Source organism: Bradyrhizobium sp. P3_C3 (assembly GCF_056402655.1).
Genome location: NZ_JBFUGY010000030.1, coordinates 59,734 through 84,156 on the forward strand (window position 1 = coordinate 59,734; position 24,423 = coordinate 84,156).

At 64.5% G+C, this 24,423-nt stretch carries 25 protein-coding genes; all 25 read right to left on the reverse strand.

Features of this window, described 5'->3' with window-relative positions:
- Positions 1–2 precede the first annotated feature (2 nt).
- Positions 3–1,289: an S-methyl-5-thioribose kinase gene (gene mtnK / locus AC1DW2_RS28940; RefSeq protein ID WP_135216791.1), complete on the reverse strand. Its 1,287-nt coding sequence runs from the start codon at positions 1,287–1,289 to the stop codon at positions 3–5.
- Positions 1,290–1,378: 89 nt separating this feature from the next.
- Positions 1,379–1,726, reverse strand: coding sequence for a hypothetical protein (locus tag AC1DW2_RS28945; protein ID WP_135216790.1), 348 nt, complete (start codon positions 1,724–1,726; stop codon positions 1,379–1,381).
- A gap of 36 nt (positions 1,727–1,762) precedes the next feature.
- On the reverse strand, positions 1,763–2,038 hold the full coding sequence (locus AC1DW2_RS28950; RefSeq protein ID WP_038943027.1) for a DUF1467 family protein: 276 nt from the start codon (positions 2,036–2,038) through the stop codon (positions 1,763–1,765).
- A gap of 11 nt (positions 2,039–2,049) precedes the next feature.
- The gene (mce, locus tag AC1DW2_RS28955; protein ID WP_028149063.1) at positions 2,050–2,454 is read right to left on the reverse strand and encodes a methylmalonyl-CoA epimerase; all 405 of its coding nucleotides are present in this window, start codon (positions 2,452–2,454) and stop codon (positions 2,050–2,052) included.
- Between the two features lie 41 nt (positions 2,455–2,495).
- On the reverse strand, positions 2,496–4,166 hold the full coding sequence (locus AC1DW2_RS28960) for a ribonuclease J (protein WP_135216789.1): 1,671 nt from the start codon (positions 4,164–4,166) through the stop codon (positions 2,496–2,498).
- On the reverse strand, positions 4,166–4,972 hold the full coding sequence (locus tag AC1DW2_RS28965; protein ID WP_135216788.1) for a biotin--[acetyl-CoA-carboxylase] ligase: 807 nt from the start codon (positions 4,970–4,972) through the stop codon (positions 4,166–4,168). Before AC1DW2_RS28965 ends, AC1DW2_RS28960 begins: the two co-directional genes overlap by 1 nt.
- A gap of 1 nt (position 4,973) precedes the next feature.
- Positions 4,974–6,410 carry an NADH-quinone oxidoreductase subunit NuoN gene (nuoN, locus tag AC1DW2_RS28970; RefSeq protein ID WP_063982984.1) on the reverse strand — a complete coding sequence of 479 codons (1,437 nt, stop codon included), beginning with the start codon at positions 6,408–6,410 and terminating at the stop codon, positions 4,974–4,976.
- 22 nt (positions 6,411–6,432) lie between these two features.
- Positions 6,433–7,941 carry an NADH-quinone oxidoreductase subunit M gene (locus AC1DW2_RS28975; RefSeq protein ID WP_135216787.1) on the reverse strand — a complete coding sequence of 503 codons (1,509 nt, stop codon included), beginning with the start codon at positions 7,939–7,941 and terminating at the stop codon, positions 6,433–6,435.
- A complete protein-coding gene (gene nuoL, locus AC1DW2_RS28980; protein ID WP_439036702.1) occupies positions 7,942–10,020 on the reverse strand; it encodes an NADH-quinone oxidoreductase subunit L in 2,079 nt (692 codons plus the stop codon). It lies immediately after the preceding gene.
- Positions 10,021–10,028: 8 nt separating this feature from the next.
- The gene (gene nuoK / locus AC1DW2_RS28985) at positions 10,029–10,337 is read right to left on the reverse strand and encodes an NADH-quinone oxidoreductase subunit NuoK (protein ID WP_008547737.1); all 309 of its coding nucleotides are present in this window, start codon (positions 10,335–10,337) and stop codon (positions 10,029–10,031) included.
- Entirely contained in the window at positions 10,334–10,972 is a 639-nt protein-coding gene (locus AC1DW2_RS28990; RefSeq protein WP_028149057.1) for an NADH-quinone oxidoreductase subunit J, read from the reverse strand. Before AC1DW2_RS28990 ends, nuoK begins: the two co-directional genes overlap by 4 nt.
- A gap of 9 nt (positions 10,973–10,981) precedes the next feature.
- Positions 10,982–11,470 carry an NADH-quinone oxidoreductase subunit NuoI gene (nuoI, locus tag AC1DW2_RS28995; protein ID WP_027529879.1) on the reverse strand — a complete coding sequence of 163 codons (489 nt, stop codon included), beginning with the start codon at positions 11,468–11,470 and terminating at the stop codon, positions 10,982–10,984.
- A gap of 14 nt (positions 11,471–11,484) precedes the next feature.
- Positions 11,485–12,552 (reverse strand): NADH-quinone oxidoreductase subunit NuoH, encoded by a 1,068-nt coding sequence (gene nuoH / locus AC1DW2_RS29000; RefSeq protein WP_063982981.1) that lies wholly within the window; start codon positions 12,550–12,552, stop codon positions 11,485–11,487.
- A gap of 4 nt (positions 12,553–12,556) precedes the next feature.
- A complete protein-coding gene (gene nuoG, locus AC1DW2_RS29005) occupies positions 12,557–14,632 on the reverse strand; it encodes an NADH-quinone oxidoreductase subunit NuoG (RefSeq protein WP_439036703.1) in 2,076 nt (691 codons plus the stop codon).
- Between the two features lie 5 nt (positions 14,633–14,637).
- Positions 14,638–15,963, reverse strand: a complete 1,326-nt coding sequence (nuoF, locus tag AC1DW2_RS29010; RefSeq protein ID WP_014494861.1) for an NADH-quinone oxidoreductase subunit NuoF — start codon at positions 15,961–15,963, stop codon at positions 14,638–14,640.
- A 15-nt stretch (positions 15,964–15,978) separates the two neighbouring features.
- A complete protein-coding gene (locus AC1DW2_RS29015) occupies positions 15,979–16,179 on the reverse strand; it encodes a hypothetical protein (RefSeq protein ID WP_028149053.1) in 201 nt (66 codons plus the stop codon).
- Complete coding sequence (gene nuoE / locus AC1DW2_RS29020; protein ID WP_028149052.1) at positions 16,179–16,790, reverse strand: NADH-quinone oxidoreductase subunit NuoE; 612 nt, start codon at positions 16,788–16,790, stop codon at positions 16,179–16,181. Before nuoE ends, AC1DW2_RS29015 begins: the two co-directional genes overlap by 1 nt.
- Positions 16,791–16,800: 10 nt before the next feature.
- Positions 16,801–17,763, reverse strand: coding sequence for an FkbM family methyltransferase (locus tag AC1DW2_RS29025; RefSeq protein ID WP_028149051.1), 963 nt, complete (start codon positions 17,761–17,763; stop codon positions 16,801–16,803).
- Entirely contained in the window at positions 17,763–18,959 is a 1,197-nt protein-coding gene (locus AC1DW2_RS29030; RefSeq protein ID WP_135216783.1) for an NADH-quinone oxidoreductase subunit D, read from the reverse strand. Before AC1DW2_RS29030 ends, AC1DW2_RS29025 begins: the two co-directional genes overlap by 1 nt.
- A 2-nt stretch (positions 18,960–18,961) precedes the next feature.
- Positions 18,962–19,573: an NADH-quinone oxidoreductase subunit C gene (locus tag AC1DW2_RS29035; RefSeq protein WP_135216782.1), complete on the reverse strand. Its 612-nt coding sequence runs from the start codon at positions 19,571–19,573 to the stop codon at positions 18,962–18,964.
- An 11-nt stretch (positions 19,574–19,584) separates the two neighbouring features.
- Positions 19,585–20,172, reverse strand: a complete 588-nt coding sequence (locus AC1DW2_RS29040) for a NuoB/complex I 20 kDa subunit family protein (protein WP_014494855.1) — start codon at positions 20,170–20,172, stop codon at positions 19,585–19,587.
- Positions 20,163–20,528, reverse strand: a complete 366-nt coding sequence (locus AC1DW2_RS29045) for an NADH-quinone oxidoreductase subunit A (RefSeq protein ID WP_007603535.1) — start codon at positions 20,526–20,528, stop codon at positions 20,163–20,165. The genes AC1DW2_RS29040 and AC1DW2_RS29045 overlap by 10 nt, the downstream gene beginning before the upstream one ends.
- Positions 20,529–20,776: 248 nt before the next feature.
- Positions 20,777–21,007, reverse strand: a complete 231-nt coding sequence (locus tag AC1DW2_RS29050; protein WP_063982974.1) for a hypothetical protein — start codon at positions 21,005–21,007, stop codon at positions 20,777–20,779.
- Positions 21,007–22,143 (reverse strand): PepSY-associated TM helix domain-containing protein, encoded by a 1,137-nt coding sequence (locus AC1DW2_RS29055; RefSeq protein WP_477007738.1) that lies wholly within the window; start codon positions 22,141–22,143, stop codon positions 21,007–21,009. Before AC1DW2_RS29055 ends, AC1DW2_RS29050 begins: the two co-directional genes overlap by 1 nt.
- Positions 22,144–22,165: 22 nt before the next feature.
- Positions 22,166–24,418: a TonB-dependent siderophore receptor gene (locus tag AC1DW2_RS29060; RefSeq protein ID WP_477007751.1), complete on the reverse strand. Its 2,253-nt coding sequence runs from the start codon at positions 24,416–24,418 to the stop codon at positions 22,166–22,168.
- Positions 24,419–24,423 lie beyond the last annotated feature (5 nt).

Sequence of the window (24,423 nt, forward strand, 5' to 3'; positions counted from 1 at the left end):
CTCTAGCCGTTCGCAAACTCCGGCTGCCAATCGCGCAGTTTTCGCGCTGCGCCGGTGACGTCCGAGATGTTCGGAAATGCCCCCGCCTCCACCATCATCGCCCTCGCCAGCCGCACCGCGCGCGCCTCGCTGATCGCCCGCCTCCGCGGGTCCTCGATCAGCTCGAAGTCGATGTTGTGGGCCAGGCCGAAGATACGGCGGAGGGTTTTGGCGGCAGCGAAGCCGACGGTGTCAGTGAATAGCCGCTGCATGTAAGCCTGCCGCTCGGCTTCCAGGCATGCAGCGCCCTTCTCGCCGGCAAAGAGCGATGCCGGATAGGCATCGCCGGTGGCGCCAGCGCGCCAGAGATCGAGGAACTTGCGGGCGAACTCGTTCCAGACCTGCTCGACCGTCTCCAGTACCCAGCTTTCGAACGCCTGCCGCTCACCCGGCGTGCGCTCGTGGCCGGCGGAGGCGAAATAGGCCATCAGGAGGTTCGCAAGCACGGCGCCGACGTCGAATCCCATCGGGCCGTAGAACGCGAATTCGGGGTCGATCACCCGCGTTTGGCTCTCCGTCACCATGATCGAGCCGGTGTGGAGATCGCCGTGGAGCAGCGCCTCGGGACTTGCCATGAACTTCAGCTTCAGCCGGGAGATCGCGACATGCAGCTCCATGTCATCGCGCAGCCCTGCGGCCAGGCGGTCGAGATAAGGCGCAGTCCACCGGTTCTGCTCGGCAATGCGGTAGGGATCGGTGAAGATCAGGTCCTCGGTGATCTTGCAGAGCGCGTGGTTGCCGGCAAAGGCGGCGATGCCCTGCTTCTTCTCGGCCGCCGACAGCGCGAGGTCGGAGGTGAAGAACAGGGTGCGCGCCATGAAGGTGGTGATGTCGTCCACGAAACCGGGATATTGCGTTGCGGCGACCATCCCCTTGCGCATGATGGTGTGGGGCTCAAGCAGCTCCATTACCGTCAGCGCCAGCGTCTCGTTGTGGTGCAGCAGCGCCGGCACGAGACCGGGCGCGAGCTGGGCCTGCTTCGACAAGGCGAGATATTCGTAATGGGCCCGCGACAGCGGCAGCGGCCAGCTCTCGCCGACGAGGCGGACGTAGGGCAGCGCCTGCTTCACCGCGACGCCGCCGCGCGCGCCCTTGACGATGAAGACGAGATTGAGATTGCCGTCGCCGACCTCGGTGATGACCCAGGCGGCTGGCTCGCCGCCGATGAGTGCCTTCAGGTCGGATATGCCCGCGAGATGGTCCCGCAAGGCCGCCTCATGCAGAATCCGGTAGTCCCCCACTTCGGCCATGACGATCCCACCCCATGGTATTTGAGCATGATCTTATCGGAAAACCGCTTCGCACGTTTCCGGATCATGCTCTTGGCATGGCCGGATCGTTACTCCCGCTCAAGGAAGCTCGAGCCGATCTCGGCCTTTCTTTTGATGGGATCGTAATCACAATAGACGCTGTCCGCCACCAGCGTGTAGCTGGCGCTGACGGTGTATTTGTCCAGCTTGACCGAGTTCAGGCCGATCACCGAGGTGCTCTTGCCCCCGTTCCATCGAAACGGCGTCGAGCTCTTGGCCTGCTCGCAGGCCATCACGGCTTCGTTGAAGACAGAGCCCTCGACGAACGCCTTCAGCGTTCGGACCTGCACGGCCATCTTCCACTCGAAATAGCCGATGGCGCCAAGGCCGGCGACGATCAACACCAGAAGCGCGATGACGATCCGCTGAAAAGTCATTCGTTTCCCCCAAAACAATATTGCCGGCAAAAACGTCTAGAACGGCATTCCCATCAATTTGGACAAGCGCTCGATCGAAAGATAGCCGGCATGATAGGCCGCGATGCCGATCCCGTAGATGATCGCCGAGATGATCGTGGTCCAGATCAGCTTGCCTCTCATCCGCGTCAGGACCGGTGCGCCGGGGTCGGTGCCGGGCGCGCCGACGCCGTCCTCGTGCTGGCTGCGCACGCCGAACGGCAGCGTCAGAAACAGCGCGATCCACCAGATGACGAAGTAGATCGCAAGCGCGGTCGATATCTGGATGGCCATGATCCGGCGCCCTACGCCTGCTCGATTTCGACCAGCGCCCCGGAAAAATCCTTCGGGTGCAGGAACAGCACCGGCTTGCCGTGGGCGCCGATCTTCGGCACGCCGTCGCCGAGCACCCGCGCGCCCTCCTTCACCAGCGTGTCACGCGAGGCGATGATGTCGACGACCTCGTAGCAGATATGGTGGATGCCGCCGTCGGCATTGCGCTCGAGGAACTTCGCGATCGGCGAGGCCTCGCCGAGCGGCTCGATGAACTCGATCTTGGTATTGGGCAGCGTCGCGAACACGGTGGTGACGCCATGCTCGGGCAGCGCGACCGCCTCCGAGATCTGCGCCCCGAACGCCGCGCCATAGATCTTCGCGGACTTGACGGCGTCCTTGGTCGCGATCGCGACGTGGTTGAGGCGACCCAGCATGTTTCTTCTCCCTCAGCGCATGATCCGAAGACCATGCTCAACTACACCGTCAGGACGTGTACCAGACAGGGGGGCTTTTTGCCCCAATGTTCGTTGATGACGGCCCGGACAGCGCGTCGCACCGACTCAGCCAGCGCATCCGCATCGCGGCGGCGGGCCTTCGGCAGGCCCTCGATGGTGGAGACCACGGCATCGAAGACGAGGTCGTCGAAGGGCTCGCCGTCCCGGTTCTTCTCGGGAATGCCGACGAGATCGACCTCGGGATCGTCGGCAAGCTCGCCCTGCTCCGTCATCGCGACCGCGACGAAGGCGCAGCCGGAGAAAGCCATGCGGCGGCGCTCGACCACGGCGCGGGACTTGGAGTCCTCCAAGATCGTGCCGTCCTTGTAGATCCGGCCGGAGGGCACCTCGCCGATGATGCCGGGATCACCCGGGCCGAGCTTGATCAGGTCGCCGTTGCGAACGACCAGGACGCGCGGCACGCCGGCGGCGCGCGCGAGCTTGGCATGCTCGTTCAGGTGCAGCGCCTCGCCATGGACGGGGATCAGGAGCTGCGGCTTGGTCCAGGCGATCATGTCGCGCAATTCGTCGCGGCGGGGATGGCCGGAGACGTGGACCAGATGGTCGCGGTCGGTAAGGACCTCGACGCCCTGCAGCACCAGATTGTTGATGATCGAGCCGACGGCCTTCTCGTTGCCCGGGATGGTGCGCGAGGAGAAGATCACGCTGTCGCCGCGGTTGAGCGTGATCTCGGGATGGTCGTCATTGGCGATGCGCGCCAGTGCCGCGCGCGGCTCGCCCTGGCTGCCGGTGCACAGCGCCAGCACCTTGTCCTGCGGAAGATGGCCGTAGACCTCGGGCGAGCGGAAGTTCTGCACGCCGTCGAGATAACCGGTCTCGCGCGCGACCTGCACCACGCGCTCCATGGCGCGGCCGACCACGACGACCTCGCGATCGGCAGCCCTGGCCGCGGCAGCGACGGCCTTGATGCGCGCGACGTTGGAGGCGAAGGTCGTCACCGCGACGCGGCCCTTGGCGGCCTTGACCAGATCGATGATGGTTCGCGCGACCTCGGCTTCCGAGGGCGAGCGGCCGTCACGCACGGCGTTGGTGGAATCGCCGATCAGGGCGAGCACGCCCTCCTCGCCCAGTTCCCGTAGCCGCTTCTCGTCGGTCGGGCTGCCGAGCGTCGGGGTCGGGTCGATCTTCCAGTCGCCGGTGTGCAGCACCGTGCCGACGTCAGTGTGGATCGCCAGCGCGTGCGCTTCCGGGATCGAATGCGCGACGGGAATGAACTCGACGTTGAACGGCCCGATATCGACGCGGCCGCCCGACGGCACCACCGTCACCGGGATTTTCGGCGCGTTGCGCTCGGCGGCGCATTTGGCCTCGAACAGCGCCGCGCTGAACTGCGTGGCATAGATCGGGCATTTCAGCTTCGGCCAGAGGTCGATGATGGCGCCGAAATGGTCCTCATGGGCGTGGGTCAGCACGAGACCCATCAGGTTCTTGCGTTCCTTCTCCAGGAAGCTGATGTCGGGCATGATCAGGTCGATGCCCGGCAGATGCTCCTCGTCGCCGAAGGAGACGCCGAGATCGACCGCCAGCCAGGCGCGCTGCTGGCGGTTGCCGAGGCCGTAGATCGACAAATTCATGCCGATCTCGCCGACGCCGCCGAGCGGCGCAAATACCAGTTCGTCAGGCTTCGCCATCACGCAGCTCCCACGGAGGCGGCCGAGCCGAAGAACACCTCGCCGGCCGCCACCGGCAGGCGTCGGCCGTCAACGGTGCGGACGATCAGGCAGCCGGTGTCGTCGATGGTGTCGAAAATGCCTTCCAGCGTCATCGTTCCCGTGTTGATCGCGACCCGTTCGCCGAGGCCGCAGGCGCGCTCCAGCCAGAGTTTGCGGATCTCCGCAAAGCCGCGGCCATTGTCCCAGATGCCGAGGAACTCGACCCAGGCGTCCGACAGCGCCGAGAACAGCTCTTCCGCGCTGATCTGGACGCCGAGCGCGGCCAGTGACACGGCTGGCGTCGGCGTACCCTCCGGCGCCGCCACGACGTTGGTGCCGATGCCGACCACGACGGCGAGACGATCGCCGATGGCCTCGGCTTCGAGCCCAATGCCGACCAGCTTCTTGCCGCCCGCGAGGACGTCATTCGGCCATTTCAGGGCGTATCTGGGCCTGTCAGGACCAAGCCGGAGCGCGGCCTCGAGGCTGACCTTCTCCAGCGCCGCCTCTTCCGCAAGCCCCGCCGCAAACCCGATGGTGGCGGCAACCGCAGGCGCAATATCCAGCACCTCGAGGACGCTGGCGGCGAGATTGCCCTTTGGCGCGATCCAGGCGCGCTGGCGCCGGCCACGACCGGCGGTCTGGTCGGAGGTGACGAACCACATCGGGCCGCGTTCGCCGGCCCGCGCGTGCTCGATGGCGTCGGTGTTGGTCGAGCCGGTCCGTTCGAAAGCTGCGAGCTTGTAGCCCGCCGAGAGTGCGCGAGGACCGAGCGCGAACCCCATCCTAAAACAGCGACTTTGCCGCGGCGGAGGCGACGCTCACCACCGGGCCCGCGAACAGCGCGAAGAGGATGTTGAACAGGCCAAAGACAGCCAGCACAGTCTTCACCTCGACGCGCACCGGATCGACCTGACCGGCCGGCTCGTCGAAGTACATCGTCTTGACGATGGTCAGGTAGTAGTAGGCGCCCACGACGCTGGTCAACACGCCGATGACGGCGAGCGTGAACAGGTTCGCCTTGATGGCGGCGACGAAGACGTACCATTTGGCGAAGAAGCCGGCGAGCGGCGGGATTCCGGCGAGCGAAAACAGCAGCATCGCGAACATGAAGGCGAGCAGCGGATTGGTCCGCGACAGACCGGCGAAATCGCTGATCTTCTCGACGGCCTGGCCGTTGCGCTTCATCGCCAGAATGACCGAGAACGAGCCGAGCGTCATCGCCACATAGATCACGATGTACATCAAGACGCCCTGCGCGCCCTCGACGGTGCCGGAGGCGAGGCCGACCAGGGCAAAGCCCATGTGGCCGATCGAGGAATAAGCCATCAGGCGCTTGATGTTGGACTGGCCGATCGCGGCGAAAGAGCCGAGCGCCATCGAGGCGATCGCCACGAACACCAGGATCTGCTGCCACTGCGAGACGATGCCGGGGAACGCGGTCAGCGTGACGCGCGTGAAAACGGCGAGCGCGGCCACCTTCGGCGCCGAGGCGAAGAAGGCGGTGACCGGCGTCGGCGCGCCCTCGTAGACGTCAGGCGTCCACATGTGGAACGGCACGGCCGAGACCTTGAAGCAGAGGCCGGCGAGCAGGAAGACCAGGCCGAACACCAGGCCGATATTCGAGACCGTCGCGGCCGCCGCGATGCCGGTGAAGCTGACCGTGCCGGTGAAGCCGTAGACCAGCGAGGAACCGTAGAGCAGCATGCCCGAGGACAGCGCGCCGAGCACGAAGTACTTCAGACCGGCTTCGGTCGACTTGGCGTTGTCGCGGTTCGAGGCCGCCACGACATAGAGCGCGAGCGACATCAGCTCGAGGCCGAGATAGAGCGAGATCAAGTCGCCGGCCGAGATCAGCACCATCATGCCGAGCGTCGAGAGCAGCACCAGGATCGCGTATTCGAAGATCCGGCGCGACGGGTCCGACAGGAACTCGGTCGACAGCACCAGCGTCACCGCCGAGCCGATCAGGGCCAGGATCTTCATGAAGCGGGCAAAATCGTCGACGATGAAGCTGCCGCCGAAGGTGACGTGCTTGCCCGCAGGCTGTGCGTAGACGAGCACGCCGACCACGACCAGCAGCAGGACCGAAAGCGTCGTGACGGTCTTGGTGGTCTCCTGCCCGCGATAGGCCCCCAGCATCAAGAGTGCCATGGCGCCGACCGCGAGCACAATCTCGGGCAGCACCGGCGCCAGTTGATAACCTGCAGTCTCAAAGCTCATGGCGATATCCTGACCTGCCCGATCACTGGAGCAGTGCGGCGGCCTTCACGGCCGTCACAGCGGTGTTGTAATTATTGACGAGTTGCTGGACCGAGACTGCCGACATGTCGAGCACCGGCTTCGGATAGACGCCGAACAGGATCGTCAGCGCGATCAGCGGGAACAGCGTCACGCACTCGCGGAAAGTGAGATCCTTCATGCTCGCCAGCGACGGCTTGACCAGCGCCCCGAACACGACCTTGCGGTACAGCCACAGCGCGTAGCAGGCCGACAGGATCACGCCGAAGGTCGCGAAGAACGCGGTCGGGATCGAGACCTTGAAGGTGCCGAGCAGCGTCATGAACTCGCCGACGAAGCCGGAGGTGCCGGGCAGACCGACATTGGCCATGGTGAAGATCATGAAGGTCAGCGCGTAGAGCGGCATCCGGTTGACGAGGCCGCCATAGGCCGCGATCTCGCGGGTGTGCATGCGGTCGTAGACGATGCCGACGCAGAGGAACAGCGCGCCGGAGACGATGCCGTGCGAGATCATCTGGAACACGCCGCCGGCGACGCCCTGCATGGTGCCGGCGAAGATGCCCATGGTGACGAAGCCCATATGCGCCACTGACGAGTACGCGATCAGCTTCTTCATGTCCTCCTGCATCAGCGCCACCAGCGAGGTGTAGATGATCGCAATCGCGGAGAGCGTGAAGATCAGCGGCGCGAAGTCGTGCGAGGCCAGGGGGAACATCGGCAGCGAGAAGCGCAGGAAGCCATAGCCGCCCATCTTCAGCAGGATCGCGGCCAGAACCACCGAGCCCGCGGTCGGCGCCTCGACGTGGGCGTCGGGGAGCCAGGTGTGCACCGGCCACATCGGCATCTTCACCGCGAACGACGCGAAGAAGGCGAGCCACGCCCAGGTCTGCAGGGATCGCGGCACGGCGGTGTGCATCAGGGTCGGGATGTCGGTGGTGCCGCCGTTCCAGTACAGCGCCATGATGGCGAGCAGCATCAGCACCGAGCCGAGCAGCGTGTAAAGGAAGAACTTGAACGACGCGTAGACCCGGCGCGGACCGCCCCAGACGCCGATGATCAGGAACATCGGGATCAGGCCGCCCTCGAAGAACAGGTAGAACAGCACGAGATCGAGCGCCGAGAAGGTGCCGATCATCAGCGTTTCCAGGATCAGGAACGCCATCATGTATTCGCGGACGCGGTTGGTGATCGCCTTCCAGCTCGCGATGATGCAGAACGGCATGATGGCGGTGGTCAGGATCACCAGCGGCAGCGAGATGCCGTCGACGCCCATGTGGTAGGTGATGCCGGTGGCGAGCCAGTTCGCCTTCTCGACGAACTGGAAGTCGGCGCTCGACGGATCGAAGCGCATCACCAGGATCACCGACACCGCGAAGGTGATCAGCGTGGTCCACAGCGCGATCCAGCGCGCATTGCGCCGAGCCGCCTCGTCATCGCCTCGGCTGAGATAGACGATCAGCGCGCCAACCAGCGGCAGGAACGTCGTGACCGAAAGGATTGGCCAGGTTGTCATTTACTGGCCTCCAAAGCCGAACATGAACCAGGTGATCAGGCCGGCGGCGCCGATCAGCATGGCGAACGCGTAGTGATAGAGATAGCCGGTCTGGATCTTCACCACGTTGCGGGTGACGTCCAGCACGCGGGCCGAGATACCGTCGGGACCGAGACCGTCGATGATGAAGCCATCGCCCTTCTTCCAGAGCTGATAGCCGATCCACTTCGCCGGACGGACGAAGATGACCTCGTAGAGCTCGTCGAAGTACCATTTGTTGAGCAGGAACTGGTACAGCATCGGCTGCGTGTTCGCGAGCTCGACCGGCAGATACGGCCGGCGGATGTAGAACAGATACGACACCAGGAAGCCCAGCACCATCATCACCGTCGGCAGGATGGCGATGGTCTCGGGGATGTGGTGCATCTCCTCGATGATGTGCGGGTTCATCTTCACGGACTCGCGGAAGAACTCCTCGACGCCGTGACCGGCGAACAGCTCCTTGAACGGGAAGCCCGCGACGATCGAGCCGACCGCGAGAACGCCGATCGGGATCAGTATCCAGAGCGGAGCCTCATGCGCGGCCTCGTAGTGATGCTCGTCATGGGGCTCGCCGTGGAAGGTCTTGAAGATCAGGCGCCAGGAGTAGAACGAGGTCAGGCCGGCGGCGACGACCGTCATCAGGAAGCCGTACATCGCGAACGGATTATGCGAGGCGTAGGCGGACTCGATGATGGCGTCCTTGGAGAAATAGCCCGCCGTGAGCGGGAAGCCCGTGAGCGCCAGCGTGCCGATCACCATCACCGCATAGGTGTAGGGGATCTTGCGCCAGAGGCCGCCCATGTTGCGGATGTCCTGCTCGTGGTGCATCGCGTAGATCACCGAGCCGGAACCCAAGAACAGCAGCGCCTTGAAGAAGGCGTGCGTGAACAGGTGGAACATGCCGACCGAATAGGCCCCTGCTCCCATCGCCACGAACATGTAGCCGAGCTGCGAACAGGTCGAGTACGCGACGATGCGCTTGATGTCGTTCTGGACGAGGCCGATGGTCGCGGCGAAGAACGCCGTGGTGGCGCCGAAGAACATCACGACGGCCTGCGCGTTCGGGGCGAGTTCGAACAGCGGCGACAGGCGCGCCACCATGAACACGCCGGCGGTGACCATGGTCGCCGCGTGGATCAGCGCGGAGACCGGGGTCGGGCCTTCCATCGCGTCCGGCAACCAGGTGTGCAGCAGGAACTGCGCCGACTTGCCCATCGCGCCCATGAACAGCAGGAGGCAGGTCAGGGTCAGCGCGTCGGCGTGCCAGCCGAGGAAGTCGATGGTCTTGCCGGTCAGGCTCGGAGCTGCATGGAAGATGGTCTCGAAATCGGTCGAGCTCGTCAGCATGAAGATCGCGAAAATGCCGAGCGCGAAGCCGAAATCGCCGACGCGGTTGACCACGAAGGCCTTGATCGCCGCCGCGTTCGCCGACGGCTTCTGGTACCAGAAGCCGATCAGGAGATAGCTCGCGAGACCCACGCCTTCCCAGCCGAAGAACAGCTGCACGAGGTTGTCGGCCGTCACCAGCATCAGCATGGCGAAGGTGAACAGCGAGAGATAGCCGAAGAAGCGCGGCCGATACGGATCCTCGTCCATGTAGCCGATGGAATAGAGGTGCACGAGCGAGGACACGGTCGTCACCACCACCAGCATCACGGCGGTGAGCGTGTCGACCCGCAGCGTCCAGTAGACCTGGAGGTCGCCAGACATGATCCAGGGCAACAGCGGAATGCGCATGTCGTGGTGCATGAAGCCGACATCGACCAGCGTCATCCAGGACAGCGCCGCCGAGACGAACAGCAGCGCGGTCGTGATCAGCTCGGCGCCCCGCGAGCCCGCKGCCGGCGGCTCGACCGGGCCATGGCCATGGTCATCGGGAGCGTGATCGTCGTGACCATGGTCGTCATGGGCCGCCGACGCATGCGCGTCGCCGTGGCCATGATCGCCGTGATGCTCGACCGCGTCGCCCGAGGGGTGGCGGGCATGCGCGCCGAACAGCGCGATCAGGCCAGCAAGGATGGCGCCCAGCAGAGGCAGAAAGACAATCGCCTGAACCATGACTGAGCTCAGCCCTTCATCAGATTGACGTCCTCAACCGCGATCGAGCCGCGGTTGCGGAAATAGACCACCAGGATGGCGAGACCGATCGCGGCTTCCGCAGCCGCAACCGTCAGCACCAGCAATGCGAAGACCTGGCCGACGATGTCGCCGAGGAAGGTCGAGAATGCGACGAGGTTGATGTTGACCGAGAGCAGGATCAGCTCGATCGACATCAGGATGACGATGATGTTCTTGCGGTTCAGGAAGATGCCGAGGATCCCGAGCGTGAACAGGATCGCGCCGACCGCCAGATAATGTCCGAGCCCGATCGTCATTTCACCCACTCCGCCGCGTCGCTGTCCTGGAGCCCCTGCCCCGACGCCACCTTGCGCATCGCCATCGCCATCTCGGGCGTGCGTGCATTCTGAACGTTGATGTCCTGCCGCTTCACGTTCGCCTTGTGGCGCAGCGTCAGCACGATGGCGCCGATCATGGCGACCAGCAGCACCATGCCCGCGAGCTGGAAGTAGTGGATGTACTTCGTATAGAGCACGAGCCCGAGCGCCTCGGTGTTGCTGACATTGGTCGGGATCGCCGCCGTGATCGTCTTGGAGACGCCGGGGTTGATGACCCAGAAGCCGACGGTGAGCAGCAGTTCGAACAGGAAGATGCCGCCGATCACGAGGCCCACCGGCAGGTACTCGATGAAGCCCTCGCGCAGCTCGAGGAAGTCGACGTCGAGCATCATGATCACGAACAGGAACAGCACCGCGACGGCGCCGACATAGACGACGATCAGGATCATCGCGAGGAATTCGGCGCCCATCAGCACGAACAGGCCGGAGGCGTTGACGAAGGCCAGGATCAGGTACAGCACGGAGTGCACGGGATTGCGCGAGACAATCACCATCACCGCCGAGGCGACACAAACGCCGGCGAAGAGATAGAAGAACAGCGCGGGAAGGATCATGCTCTCATCTCACCGGTACGGCGCGTCGAGCTCGATCGCTTTCGCGATCTCGCGTTCCCAGCGGTCGCCATTGGCGAGCAGCTTGGCCTTGTCATAGAACAGTTCCTCGCGGGTCTCGGTCGCGAATTCGAAGTTCGGACCTTCGACGATGGCGTCGACCGGACAGGCCTCCTGGCAGAGGCCGCAATAAATGCACTTCACCATGTCGATGTCGTAGCGCACGGTGCGGCGGGTGCCGTCGTTGCGGCGCGGGCCGGCCTCGATGGTGATGGCCTGCGCCGGGCAAATGGCTTCGCACAGCTTGCAGGCGATGCAGCGCTCTTCGCCGTTCGGATAGCGGCGCAGCGCATGCTCGCCGCGGAAGCGCGGCGAGATCGGGCCCTTCTCGAAGGGATAGTTCAGCGTCGGCTTCGGCTGGAAGAAATAGCGCATGGCGAGGAAGAACGCCGAGACGAATTCCGACAGCAGGAGCGAGCGTGCAGTGGCGTTGATGTTGATACCCATGACGGCCCTCACTTCGGCGCGATGCCGGCGAAATGCAGCACACCGGCCACCACGACCACCATCGCCAGCGACAGCGGCAGGAACACCTTCCAGCCGAGGCGCATCAATTGGTCGTAGCGGTAGCGCGGCACGATCGCCTTTGCCATCGCGAACAGGAAGAACATGAAGAACACTTTGAGCGAGAACCAGATGATCCCCGGCACCCAGTTGAAGGGCGGCAGATCCACCGGCGGCAGCCAGCCTCCGAGGAACAGGATCGTCGCCAGCGCGCACATCGTGACGATCGCGACATACTCGCCGAGCATGAACAGCAGATACGGCGTCGAGCCGTATTCGACCATGAAGCCGGCGACGAGCTCTGATTCAGCTTCCACGAGGTCGAACGGCGGACGGTTGGTTTCCGCCAGCGCCGAGACGTAGAAGATCACGAACATCGGGAACAGCGGCCACACATACCAGTTCAGGATGGTGAGCTGCGGCAACCCGATCAGGCTGGCGAGGCCACGGGCATGCTGGGCCTCGACCACGGCCGACAGGTTCAGCGTGCCGGCGCAGAGCAGCACGGTGATGATGACGAAGCCGATCGAGACCTCGTAGGACACCATCTGCGCCGCCGAGCGCAGCGCGGCCAGGAACGGGTATTTCGAGTTCGACGACCAGCCGGCCATGATGATGCCGTAGATCGACAGCGACGAGATCGCGAAGATGAAGAGCACGCCGACATTGATGTCGGAGATCACCCAGCCGAGATTGGTCGGGATCACCGCCCAAGCGGCGAGAGCGAGCACGCAGGACACCAGCGGCGCCAGCAGGAATACGCCCTTGTTGGCGCCGGACGGGATGATCGGCTCCTTGAGCACGAACTTCAGCAGGTCCGCGAAGGACTGCAGCAGGCCCCAGGGGCCGACCACGTTCGGGCCGCGGCGGATCTGCACTGCCGCCCAGATCTTGCGGTCGGCAAGCAGGATGTAGGCGATCGCGACCAGCAGGACGACGAGCACCAGGACGCTCTCCGCGACCATGATGATCAGCGGCCAGAGGAAACCGGTCCAGAATGCGCTTTCGAAGAATTCCATCGGCTCACTCCGCTGCGGTCAGCATCTGCCCGGAGGCAAGCCGCGAGCATTCCGCCATCACGGCGGATGCACGCGCGATTGGGTTGGTCAAATAGAAGTCCTCGATCGCCGGCTTGAACGGCGCCTTCTCCGGCGAGCCGCCCTTCCCCGCCAGCTTCTTGATCTGGTCGGCGGCGCCGGCTTCGATCTGGTCGAGACGGATCAGGTGCGGCACGGCCTTGAAGATCGCCTGGCGGAGCGCCGACAGCGAGTCATAGCCGAGCTTCTTGCCGAGCGCCTCCGACAGCGCGCGCACGATCGCCCAGTCCTCGCGGGCTTCGCCCGGCGGGAACGCGGCACGGCCGGTCATCTGCACGCGGCCTTCGGTGTTGACGTAGATCGCGGACTTCTCGGTGTAGGCAGCCGACGGCAGGATCACGTCGGCGCGATGCGCGCCGCGGTCACCATGGGTGCCGATATAGACGACGAAGGTGCCGTCCGACGGCTTGATCTCGTCGGCGCCGAGCAGGAACAGCAGGTCCAGCGTGCCGAAGGTCGTCATCTGCGCCGCGTTCAGCCCACCTGCCGTGGCGGAGAAGCCGATATCGAGCGCACCAACGCGCGAGGCGGTCTCGTGCAGCACGCCGAAGCCGTTCCAGCCGTCCTTCACCGCACCGACATCGAGCGCGAGCTTGGCGGCGGCGGCGAGAATGGCAGCGCCGTCGTGACGCGAGGCCGCGCCTGCGCCGACCAGGATGATCGGGTTCTTGGCGTTCTTCAGCACGTCCATGAAGGAGTGCTTGCCGGCCGCGAGCTCGCCGAGCGTGTCGGTGCCTGCACCCAGATGATCATAGTCGTAGGTCAGGTCGACCTTGGCGCCGATCACGCCGACCTTGAAGCCGCCGGCGCGCCAGCGCTTGCGGATGCGGGCGTTGAACACGGCCGCTTCCTTGCGCGGATTGGCGCCGATGATGAGCAGCGCATCGGCCTGCTCGACGCCGACCAGCGTCGGATTGAAGATGTAGGAGCCGCGGCCGAGCGCGGGATCGAAGGCGTCGCCGCCCTGCACCGCCAGATTGCCCGAGCCGTACTTGGCGAGCAGGTCCTTCAGCGCGAACATCTCTTCGACGCCGGCGAGGTCGCCGGCGATCGCGCCGATGCGCTTGCCGTCGGTGCGCGCCGCTTTCGCGGCGATCGCGGCAAAGGCTTCCGGCCAGCTCGCCGCACGCAGCTTGCCGGCTTCGCGGATATAGGGCCGGTCGAGACGCTGGGTGCGCAGGCCGTCGACGACGTGACGGGTCTTGTCGGAGATCCACTCCTCGTTCACGGCCTCGTTGATGCGCGGCAGCACGCGCATCACCTCACGACCGCGGGTGTCGACGCGGATCGCCGAGCCGAGGCCGTCCATCACGTCGATCGACTGGGTCTTGCCGAGCTCCCACGGGCGCGCCGCAAAAGCATAGGGCTTCGAGGTCAGCGCGCCGACCGGGCAGATGTCGACGAGATTGCCCTGCAATTCCGACGTCAGCGCGTGCTCGAGATAGGTCGTGATCTCCATGTCCTCGCCGCGGCCGGTGGCGCCCATCTCGGGCGCGCCGGCGACTTCCGCCGAGAAGCGGACGCATCGCGTGCACTGGATGCAGCGGTTCATCGAGGTCTTGACCAGCGCGCCGAGGTACTTGTCCTCGACGGCGCGCTTGTTCTCGGCGAAGCGGCTGGTGTCGACACCATAGCCCATCGCCTGGTCCTGAAGGTCGCACTCGCCGCCCTGGTCGCAGATCGGGCAGTCCAACGGATGGTTGATGAGAAGGAATTCCATCACGCCTTCGCGCGCCTTCTTCACCATCGGCGACCGCGTGGAGATTTCCGGCGGCTCGCCCTTGGGGCCCGGACGGCAATCGCGCACGCCCCAGGCGCAGCTTGCGACCGGCTTCGGGCCGCCCTTCACTTCGACGAGGCACATCCGGCAATTGCCGGCGATCGACAGCCGCTCGTGATAGCAGAAGCGCGGAATCTCGGCGCCCGCAGCTTCGCACGCCTGGAGCAGCGTGTACTCGGCGGGGACATCGATCTCTTTTCCGTCGATGATGAGCTTGGTCATTCTCTCTACTCCGCCGCGACCATGTTCACGGGATCGCGGACGCCGATATCGTCGATGTCAGCCTTGTGCGAATACTGGTCGATGCGCGCTTCGATCTCGTGACGGAAATGCGCGATCAGGCCCTGGATCGGCCAGGCGGCTGCGTCGCCGAGCGCGCAGATGGTGTGGCCTTCGACCTGCTTCGTGACTTCGAGCAGCATGTCGATCTCGCGCTTGTGGGCGCGACCGTCGGCCATGCGGGTCAAGACGCGCCACATCCAGCCGGTGCCCTCGCGGCACGGCGTGCACTGACCACAACTCTCGTGCTTGTAGAAATAGGAGATGCGGGCGATGGAGCGGATCAGGTCGGTCGACTTGTCCATCACGATCACGGCCGCGGTGCCGAGGCCCGAGCGCAGCTTGCTCAGGGAGTCGAAATCCATCGGCGTATCGATGATCTGTTCGGCCGGCACCATGCGCACCGAGGAGCCACCGGGGATCACGGCCTTGAGGTTGTCCCAGCCGCCGCGGATGCCGCCGCAATGCTTCTCGATCAGCTCACGGAACGGAATGCCCATGGCCTCTTCGACGTTGCAGGGCCGCTCGACATGGCCGGAGATGCAGAAGAGCTTGGTGCCGACATTGTTCGGACGGCCGATGCCGGCGAACCAGGCCGCGCCGCGGCGCAGGATGTCGGGCGCAACCGCGATCGACTCGACGTTGTTGACGGTGGTCGGGCAGCCGAACAGGCCGACATTGGCCGGGAACGGCGGCTTCAGGCGCGGCTGGCCCTTCTTGCCTTCGAGGCTTTCGAGCAGCGCGGTCTCCTCGCCGCAGATATAGGCGCCGGCGCCATGCGCGACGTAGATGTCGAACGGCCAGCCGTTGACATTGTCCTTGCCGACGAGCTTCGCCTCATAGGCCTGGTCGATCGCGGCCTGGAGATGCTCGCGCTCGCGGATGAACTCGCCGCGGACATAGATGTAGCAGGCATGCGCGTTCATCGCGCAGCTCGCGATCAGGCAGCCTTCGATCAGGAGATGCGGATCGTGCCGCATGATCTCGCGATCCTTGCAGGTACCGGGCTCGGATTCGTCGGCGTTGACGACGAGATAGCTCGGCCGTCCGTCGGTCGATTCCTTCGGCATGAACGACCATTTCAGGCCGGTCGGGAAGCCGGCGCCACCGCGCCCGCGCAGGCCCGACGCCTTCATCTCGTTGATGATCCAGTCACGGCCCTTGTCGATGATATTCTTCGTACCATCCCAGGCGCCGCGGCGCCGCGCGCCCTCGAGCCCCCAGTCGTGGAGGCCGTAGAGGTTCTTGAAGATGCGGTCCTTGTCCTCGAGCATTTCAGTGCTTTCCGATCAACGATTGGACTGCTTGTAGGCAAGTCCGGCGGCGCAGACGGCGAAAGTCAGCGCCCAGAGTAGGCTGCTCTCCTGCGTCGCGTTCATCACGAAGCGCTGCAGCAGGAACATGAAGGCGGCCGCGACCGCGGCGTGCATGGCGACGAAGCCCCACTTGTTCACGGCCTCGTTCCCTCCAATTGCGGGGAGATCACGCATCAGGTGATCTCCTTCAGCGTGGTCGGCCCACCCGTCGGCGCCGAGAACTGGCGGCCGTTCTGCGGACCGGGCTTCGGCGGATTGCCCGAGGCGAAGCCGTCGAGCACCTTGCCAAAGGTTTCCTTGGTCAAATCCTCATAGGTGTCCTTGCCGATCAGCACCATCGGCGCATTCACGCAGGCACCGAGACATTCCACCTCTTCCCAGCTGAAATTGCCGTCCTTGGAGAGATGGAACGGCTCGTGGTGGATGCGGTGCTCGCAGACGTGGATGAGATCCTCGGCGCCGCGCAGGCGGCACGGCGTTGTGCCGCAGACCTGGACGTGGGCCTTCTTGCCGACGGGGGCGAGCTGGAACATCGTGTAGAAGGTCGCGACTTCGAGCACGCGGATATAGGGCATGTCGAGCAGATCGGCGACGGCGCGGATCGCGGCTTCCGACACCCAGCCGTCGTGCTGTTCCTGGACGCGCCAGAGGATGGCGATGACAGCGGAGGCTTGCCGGCCGGCCGGATATTTCGCGATCTGCTGCTTGGCGAACGCGAGGTTCTCCTCCGTGAACGCAAAGCTCGCGGGCTGGACTTCCTTCGGTGCTAATCGGCGAACGGACATCTCTTATCTCTCACTGCATACGGCGCGCGGTTTTCGCATTCAGGGCATCGATCCTGTCCTGCCAGAATGCGCTTGCGGTGCCGAAAACGTTGTAGCCGACGTGGGTCGAGACCTTGATGCGGTCGAGGATCGACAGCTCGGTCACGGTCTCCATCCGGTTGCTGCGCGGATCGAACACGATCAGCTTCAGCGGCGTCTGTTCGAGGATAAAGCGCGACACCGCGTGGCTGCGATCGCTGCCGTGCTCCTCGCACATGATGACGCTGTCGGTCTCAAGCAGCCGTGCGCCGCCCTTGATCGCCTCGATCTCGACGCCCTCGACGTCGAGCTTGATCAGGTACTTGCCGTGGGCCGCCACCTTGCCGTCGTCGATGAGATTGTCGAGCGCGAGAACCGGCACGTCCTCACCGCCCGCCGACGGTGCGCCAGCGATGCTGAAGGCCTCATGCTTGGTGCCTGACAGCCGCGCGGTACCGCGCGCCGCGCCGATCGCGCATTTCAGCGTCTCGAAGCGGTTGCCGTTGACGCGAGCGTTGTTGGCAAGCTTCGGATAGTTCTGCCCCGACGGCTCGATCGCGATCGCCTTGTGCGATCCGAACGGCTTGCTCGACACCAGCACCGACCAGTAGCCGTAATTGGCGCCGCAATCGAGCAGCGTGTAGTCGACGTCGATGGAGTCGGCGAACAGGACCTCCAGCTCGTCCTCGTAATTGTAGGAGCGGTTGAGCAGCTTGCTCCAATAACCGTCGCCGTAGGGGAATTCGAACACGGCGTCGGGATTGAGCCTGATCGCGATGTTGCGCTCGGGCAGCGTCTTCCGCAGCAGGTTCGCGCAGGCGATGTAGCCCATGTGCGAGAAGTGCGAGGAGATCTTCGATCCCGTCACCAGCGCCAAGGCAGCCGTCCGCTCCCACAGGTTGGCCCCTTCAAGGGCCCCCGAGGCACGGTCAAACTGGATTGGCGCCTGCGCCATCACCGATCGACCTCTCCGAACACGATGTCGAGCGAGCCGAGGATCGCCGAGACGTCGGCGAGCAGATGGCCGCGGCAGATGTGGTCCATCGCCTGAAGATGCGCAAAGCCCGGCGCGCGGATCTTGCACTTGTAGGGCTTGTTGGTGCCATCGGAGATCAGATAGACGCCGAACTCGCCCTTCGGCGCCTCGACCGCGGTGTAGACTTCGCCCGCCGGCACGTGGACGCCTTCGGTGTAGAGCTTGAAGTGATGGATCAGCGCTTCCATCGAGCGCTTCATCTCGCCGCGGCGCGGCGGCGCGACCTTGTTGTCTTCGACGACGACAGGCCCCTTCCCGTCGGCTGCGTTCAGCTTCTGGATGCACTGCTTCATGATGCGCACGGACTGGCGCATCTCTTCCATGCGGATCAGGTAGCGATCGTAGCAGTCGCCGTTCTTGCCGATCGGGATGTCGAAATCCATCTCGGCGTAGCACTCATAGGGCTGCGACTTGCGCAGGTCCCAGGCCGCGCCCGAGCCGCGCACCATGACGCCCGAGAAGCCCCACTCCCAGGCTTCCTTGAGCGGCACCACGCCGATGTCGACGTTGCGCTGCTTGAAGATGCGGTTGGCGGTGAGGAGACGATCGAGGTCGTCAACGACCTTCAGGAACGGATCGCACCAGGCCTCGATGTCGTCGACCAGCTTCTGCGGCAGGTCCTGATGCACGCCGCCGACGCGGAAGAAGGCTGCATGCATACGGCTGCCCGAGGCGCGCTCGTAGAACACCATCAGCTTTTCGCGCTCTTCAAAGCCCCACAGCGGCGGGGTCAGCGCGCCGACGTCCATCGCCTGCGTGGTGACGTTGAGCAGATGCGACAGGATGCGGCCGATCTCGCAATAAAGCACGCGGATCAGCTGGCCGCGGCGCGGCACCTCGATGCCGAGCAGCTTCTCAGCCGCCATGCAGAAGGCGTGCTCCTGGTTCATCGGCGCGACGTAGTCGAGCCGGTCGAAATACGGGATCGCCTGCAGATAGGTCTTCTGCTCGATCAGCTTCTCGGTGCCGCGGTGAAGCAGGCCGATATGGGGATCGACACGGGCGACGATTTCGCCGTCAAGCTCCAGGACCAGACGCAGCACGCCGTGCGCAGCCGGATGCTGGGGCCCGAAGTTGATGGTGAAATTGCGAAGCTGTTCGGGTTGCTCGTTCATGATCAGACCTTCGGTCCCGCCTTCTCGTCACCGGGAAGCGGATAGTCCGCCCCTTCCCACGGCGAGAGGAAATCGAACTTGCGGAATTCCTGGTTGAGCCGGACGGGCTCGTACACCACCCGCTTCTCCTGGTCGTCGTAGCGAACCTCGACGAAACCGGTGGTCGGGAAATCCTTGCGCAGCGGATGGCCCTCGAAACCGTAATCGGTCAGCAGGCGGCGCATGTCGGGGTGCCCGACGAAGAACACGCCATAGAGGTCGTAGGCCTCGCGCTCGAACCAGTCCGCGCCGGGGAACACGTCGATCAGCGACGGCACCTGCGTGGTCTCGTCGGCCTGGGCCTTGAGCCGGATCCGCGCGTTCAAGGTCGGAGACAGGAAGTGATAGATCACGTCGAAGCGTTTTTCGCGCGACGGATAGTCCGCGGCCGTGATGTCGGTGAAGTTGATGAACCGGCATTTCGGATCGTCGCGGAGGTACTTGACCACCTCGACGATCTTGCTGACCTCGACATCCACCGCGAGCTGGTTGAAGGCAACCGAATGACCGATGGCGGCGCCCGGAAGCGCGCTAACGATCGTCTGCCCCAGGGCGTCGAGCTTGGCGTCGTCCATGACGTAAAACCTTAGCGTTCGATGGTGCCGGTGCGGCGGATCTTCTTCTGCAGCAGCAGCACGCCGTAGAGCAGCGCTTCCGCCGTGGGCGGGCAGCCCGGCACGTAGATGTCGATCGGCACGATGCGGTCGCAGCCGCGCACGACCGAGTAGGAGTAGTGGTAGTAGCCGCCGCCATTGGCGCAGGAGCCCATCGAGATGACGTAGCGCGGCTCCGGCATCTGGTCGTAGACCTTGCGCAGCGCAGGCGCCATCTTGTTGGTCAGCGTGCCGGCGACGATCATCACGTCGGACTGGCGCGGCGAGGCACGCGGCGCGAAGCCGAAGCGCTCGACGTCGTAGCGCGGCATCGAGACCTGCATCATCTCGACCGCGCAGCAGGCGAGACCGAAGGTCATCCACATCAGCGAGCCGGTACGGGCCCAGGTGATGAGGTCGTCGGTCGCGGCCACGAAGAAGCCCTTGTCGGACAGCTCGGAGTTGACCTCGAGGAAAAACGGATCGTTGGCGCCAACCGGCCTGCCGGTCGACGGATCAAGGATGCCCTTGGGGGCCGGCGCGACGACCGGGCCAGAGGACGTTGCAGGGTTCAATCCCATTCCAGTGCTCCCTTCTTCCATTCATAGGCGAACCCGACCGTCAGCACGCCGAGGAACACCACCATGGACCAGAAGCCGGTCGCGCCAAGCTTGCCGAACGCCACCGCCCAGGGAAACAGGAACGCCACCTCGAGGTCGAAGATGATGAAGAGGATGGCGACCAGATAGAAGCGGACGTCGAACTTCATGCGAGCGTCGTCGAAGGCGTTGAAACCGCACTCATACGCCGACAGCTTTTCCGGGTCCGGCTGCTGGAACGCCACGATGAAGGGCGCGATCAGCAGCACGAGGCCGATGAGGCCCGCTACCCCTATAAAGACGACGAGTGGAAGATAGTTCTGCAGAATGCCGCTCATTGACGAGCCCTTTTTCCCGCAGCCTCGGGACAGCCACGGATTCGTCCAGTTTGGAATTGTTCTGAGCCTTAGCGCAGTGCACCAATGGGCGCAAGACACGCTCTTTTTAGGCCCTTTACCGCCCCCAGAACGATAGAAATCCCGGAATCGCCCCGCGGCTGGTATGGAGCAGATCGCCAATCCCAGCAAGGGCGGCCACAGTTTTGCAGGGCAGCCGTTCGAGGATTGCGGCACACGGGCCGAGGCAGCTATTTGCCGCGTGTCGTCCGCGATAATTGCCCGGTTTTTTGGGTGCGGCAGCGCACCCAAACCCAGGCAATGACCAGCACCGGGGCTCCCACCGTCACCCAGGCGACATACTGGCCGACCGTTCCCCAGAGTAGCGCAGCCAGCAGGCCGGTGATGGTCGCAGCCGCGAGCAGGATGGGTGCAGCAAAGACACGTATCCACAGGCCCGAGCGGTCAGAGGAGCCATGCATCACGACGGGACCGGGGTTCGTCTGGCGAATGCGTCGCTCCGGGCGGGCGCGCGCTTGCGCCGCCGTGCCAGCCAGAGATAGAGGCCACTGCCGATCACAACGATCGTGAGAATGTCGAGCACGGCCCAGATCACCTTGAGCGGCATCCCGCCATAATCGCCGAAATGCAGCGGCTGCGAGATCAGGAGCGCCTGGAGATAGACCGGCAGCGCCCGGCTGTCGGCGACCTCCCCTGTTTCGCCGTCGAGCAGGACCGGCTTGAGCAGCCGCGCCGTCAGCGCCGTGTCGCCGCGCATGAAGGCGGCGAAGTGGTGCGAGGAGGTGAACGGCGTTCCCGGAAACGCGATGAAGGCAACCTCCATCCCGGGCGCCGTCTGCCTCGCGCGCGCCACAACATCGTCGAGCGAAGCCAGATGCGACGGCGGCGGCTTGCCGGCATAGGGCGCGACCATGCTGGCAAGCTCGGTGGCCTTCCACTGGTTGAGCATCAGCTCGGCCCAGGTGTTGACGACGCCGGTGAGGCCTACCACCAGTGCCCAGGCCACCGTCACGACGCCGATCAGATTGTGCCAGTCGAGCCAGCGCACGCGGCGCGAGGCGTGGCCGCGAATGGTGGCAAAGCGCAGCCGGCGGGTGAACGGCCAGTACAGCACCACGCCGGAGATGATGGCGATGGCGAACAGCAGGCCCATCCCGCCGAGGAACAGTTTTCCGGGCTGGCCGGCAAACATGTCGGTATGCAGCTTGAGCATGATCAGCATCGGCCCGATGCCGACCGGTCCGAGCAGCTTGGTCGACATCGCATCGAACGCGCGCACGGTCGTGTTGTCGGGCAGCCCGTTGACGGCGCTGTTGGTGAACGCGGTCACGATCCCGGGCTCGTCCTTGTCCCAGGCGATATATTGCAGCACCCGGCCGGGATCGGCGGCGAGCGCGGCGTCGGCGACGGCTTGCGTCGTCGCACGCGCCGCGCCCGCATGAGCTTCGGGCTGGGGGGCATAGCCCAGGAGCTCATCGATCTCGTGATGGAAGATCAGCGGCATGCCGGTCAGGCAGAGCAGCAGCAGGAAGACGGTCGAGATCAGGCTGGTCCAGGTGTGGACCACGGACCAGAGCCTGACCGTGCGCGCCTTCACGAGGCCCTCCCCTCGCCGGTGCCTACCACTTGTAGGAGACGCTGGCGGTGACGCGCCGGCGGTCGCCGTAGAAGCATGACGAGGCCGCCGCGCAGCTTGCGACATAGATCTTGTCGGTCAGGTTGATCACGTTGATTGCCGTGCGCCAGTTCTGCCACTCGTAGTTGACCGCGAGGTCGCCGAGCACGACCGCGGGAACCTCGAGGGTGTTGGCGGCGTCCGCCCAGGAGGCGCCGACATAGCGCACGCCGCCGCCGAAGCCGAATCCCGCAAGCGGTCCGTCCTTGAATGTGTAGTCGGCCCAGCCCGAGACCAGGAGCTCAGGCGTGTTGGTCGGCGTCTTGCCGACCAGCGCCGGGTTCAGGTCCCTGCTGGTGAAGAGATGATAGGCCGTGAAGGCGCCGATGAACTTTAACTCCTTCGTCGCATTTGCGACCGCTTCGAGCTCGATGCCGCGCGAGGTCACCTCGCCGGTTTGGTTCTGCAGCGTGGTGATGATCGGATCGGTAGTGGGTACATTCTGGCGCTTCAGGTTGAACACCGAGGCAGTGAAGTAGCCATCAAATCCCTTGGGGGCGACCTTGACGCCGATTTCGGCCTGCTGGCCGGTCTCCGGCTGGAACAGCTGATTTTGCGCGTTGAGCCCGATAATCGGGTTGAAACTCGTCGCGTAGGAGATGTAGGGCGCGATGCCGTTGTCGAAATTGTAGATCAAGCCTGCGCGACCGCTGAACTGGCTGTCATTGTTGCTGGCGAGCGTCGCCCCAGTGTCACGGGCGGCCTGCGTCGTCTCGACCCAGTCGTTGCGGCCGCTCAGCACCAGCGTGAAGTTACCGAGCTTCATCTGGTCCTGGAGGTAGGTGCCGGCCTGCTTCTGCGTGATCAGGAAGTTACGGAACGGCGGGCCTGTGAGCGGGATGTTAATGCCGTAGACCGGATTGAGCACATTGATCGGAGGAACGGTGCCGAAGTTGAAGGCCTGATAGTCGTCGATCTGATAGCCCTTCAGATCGACACCGAACAGCATCGTGTGCCTGACAGGACCGGTGTTGAAGCGATATTCCAGCTGGTTGTCGAGATCGGCCTGGTTGGCGGTATCCTTCGCATACCAATTGTAGCGACCGAGAGAGGCCGCATTGATATTGTCCCAGCCGTTGCCGATGTAACCGCGATAGGTCAGGTCGATATGCGCAAATCGCGCATTCTGCCGGAACGTTAGATCGTCGGTGACATTGCGCTCGAACTGATAGCCGAGCATCTCCTGCTCGCGCGTGAACTTGTCGACGCTGGGATCGCCGGCGAAGAAGCTGGTCGGGATCTTGCCGAACGGCGCGTTGGTCACCGTGCCCTGGTAAGGCAGGAAGTTGATGCCGCGGGTGTCGGTCTTCGATGCCGACGCCAGAACCGTGAAAGTCGTATCGGCATCCGGCTTCCAGGTGAAGGACGGCGCAATGAAGTAGTTGTTGTCCGGCGTGAAGTTGACCTGCGTGTCGCCGTTCCTGATCTCGCCGACGACGCGGTAGAACAGCTTGCCGTCCTGGGGCTGCGTTGCAACGGGCCCGCCGACATCGAAGCCGACATAGGCGTTGCCGAAATTGTTGACGCCGGTCTCGATGTAGCGGATCGGCTCGGTCGGCGGCATCTTGCTGATGACATTGACGATGCCGCTCGGGCTCGATCCACCATAGAGCACCGCCGACGGGCCGCGTAACACCTCGACTCGCTCCATATTGGACGGCGGAAGCCGCCAGCTCGCATAGGCCGTGTAGAACAGCTGCGTGCCGTCGAGAAACAGTCCGATGTCGTCGGACTTGAAGCCGCGGATCAGCCACCAATCGTTGCGCGTGTCCGCACCGAAGGTGCCAGCCCGCACGCCGGCGGTGTAGCGCAGAACCTCGTCGAGCTTGGTCGCCTTCTGGTCGCGGATCTGGTCCGCGCCGATCACCGACACCGATTGCGGCGTCTCCATGATCGGCGTGTTGGTCTTAGTGCCCGACGAGCTGCGGTTGGCGACGTAGCCGTTCACCGGACCGCGCGGCGTCTCGACGAAGCCGACATTGCGCTGCTGAAGCGGTCTGCGGCTGGCGGCGGTCTCTACCGACGGCCGCGCCACGCGGCGGGCGGCCGCAGCAGGTGCGCGGCGTCGTGCTTCCGGCGCGTTGACGGTGACCGACGGCAGGTTTTGCGCACCGCCTTGCGCCGAGGACTGCGCAAGCGATGCCTGCGGTACCACTGCGAAAGCAGACGCGGTCGCCAAGACGACCGACCGCAGCATACGAA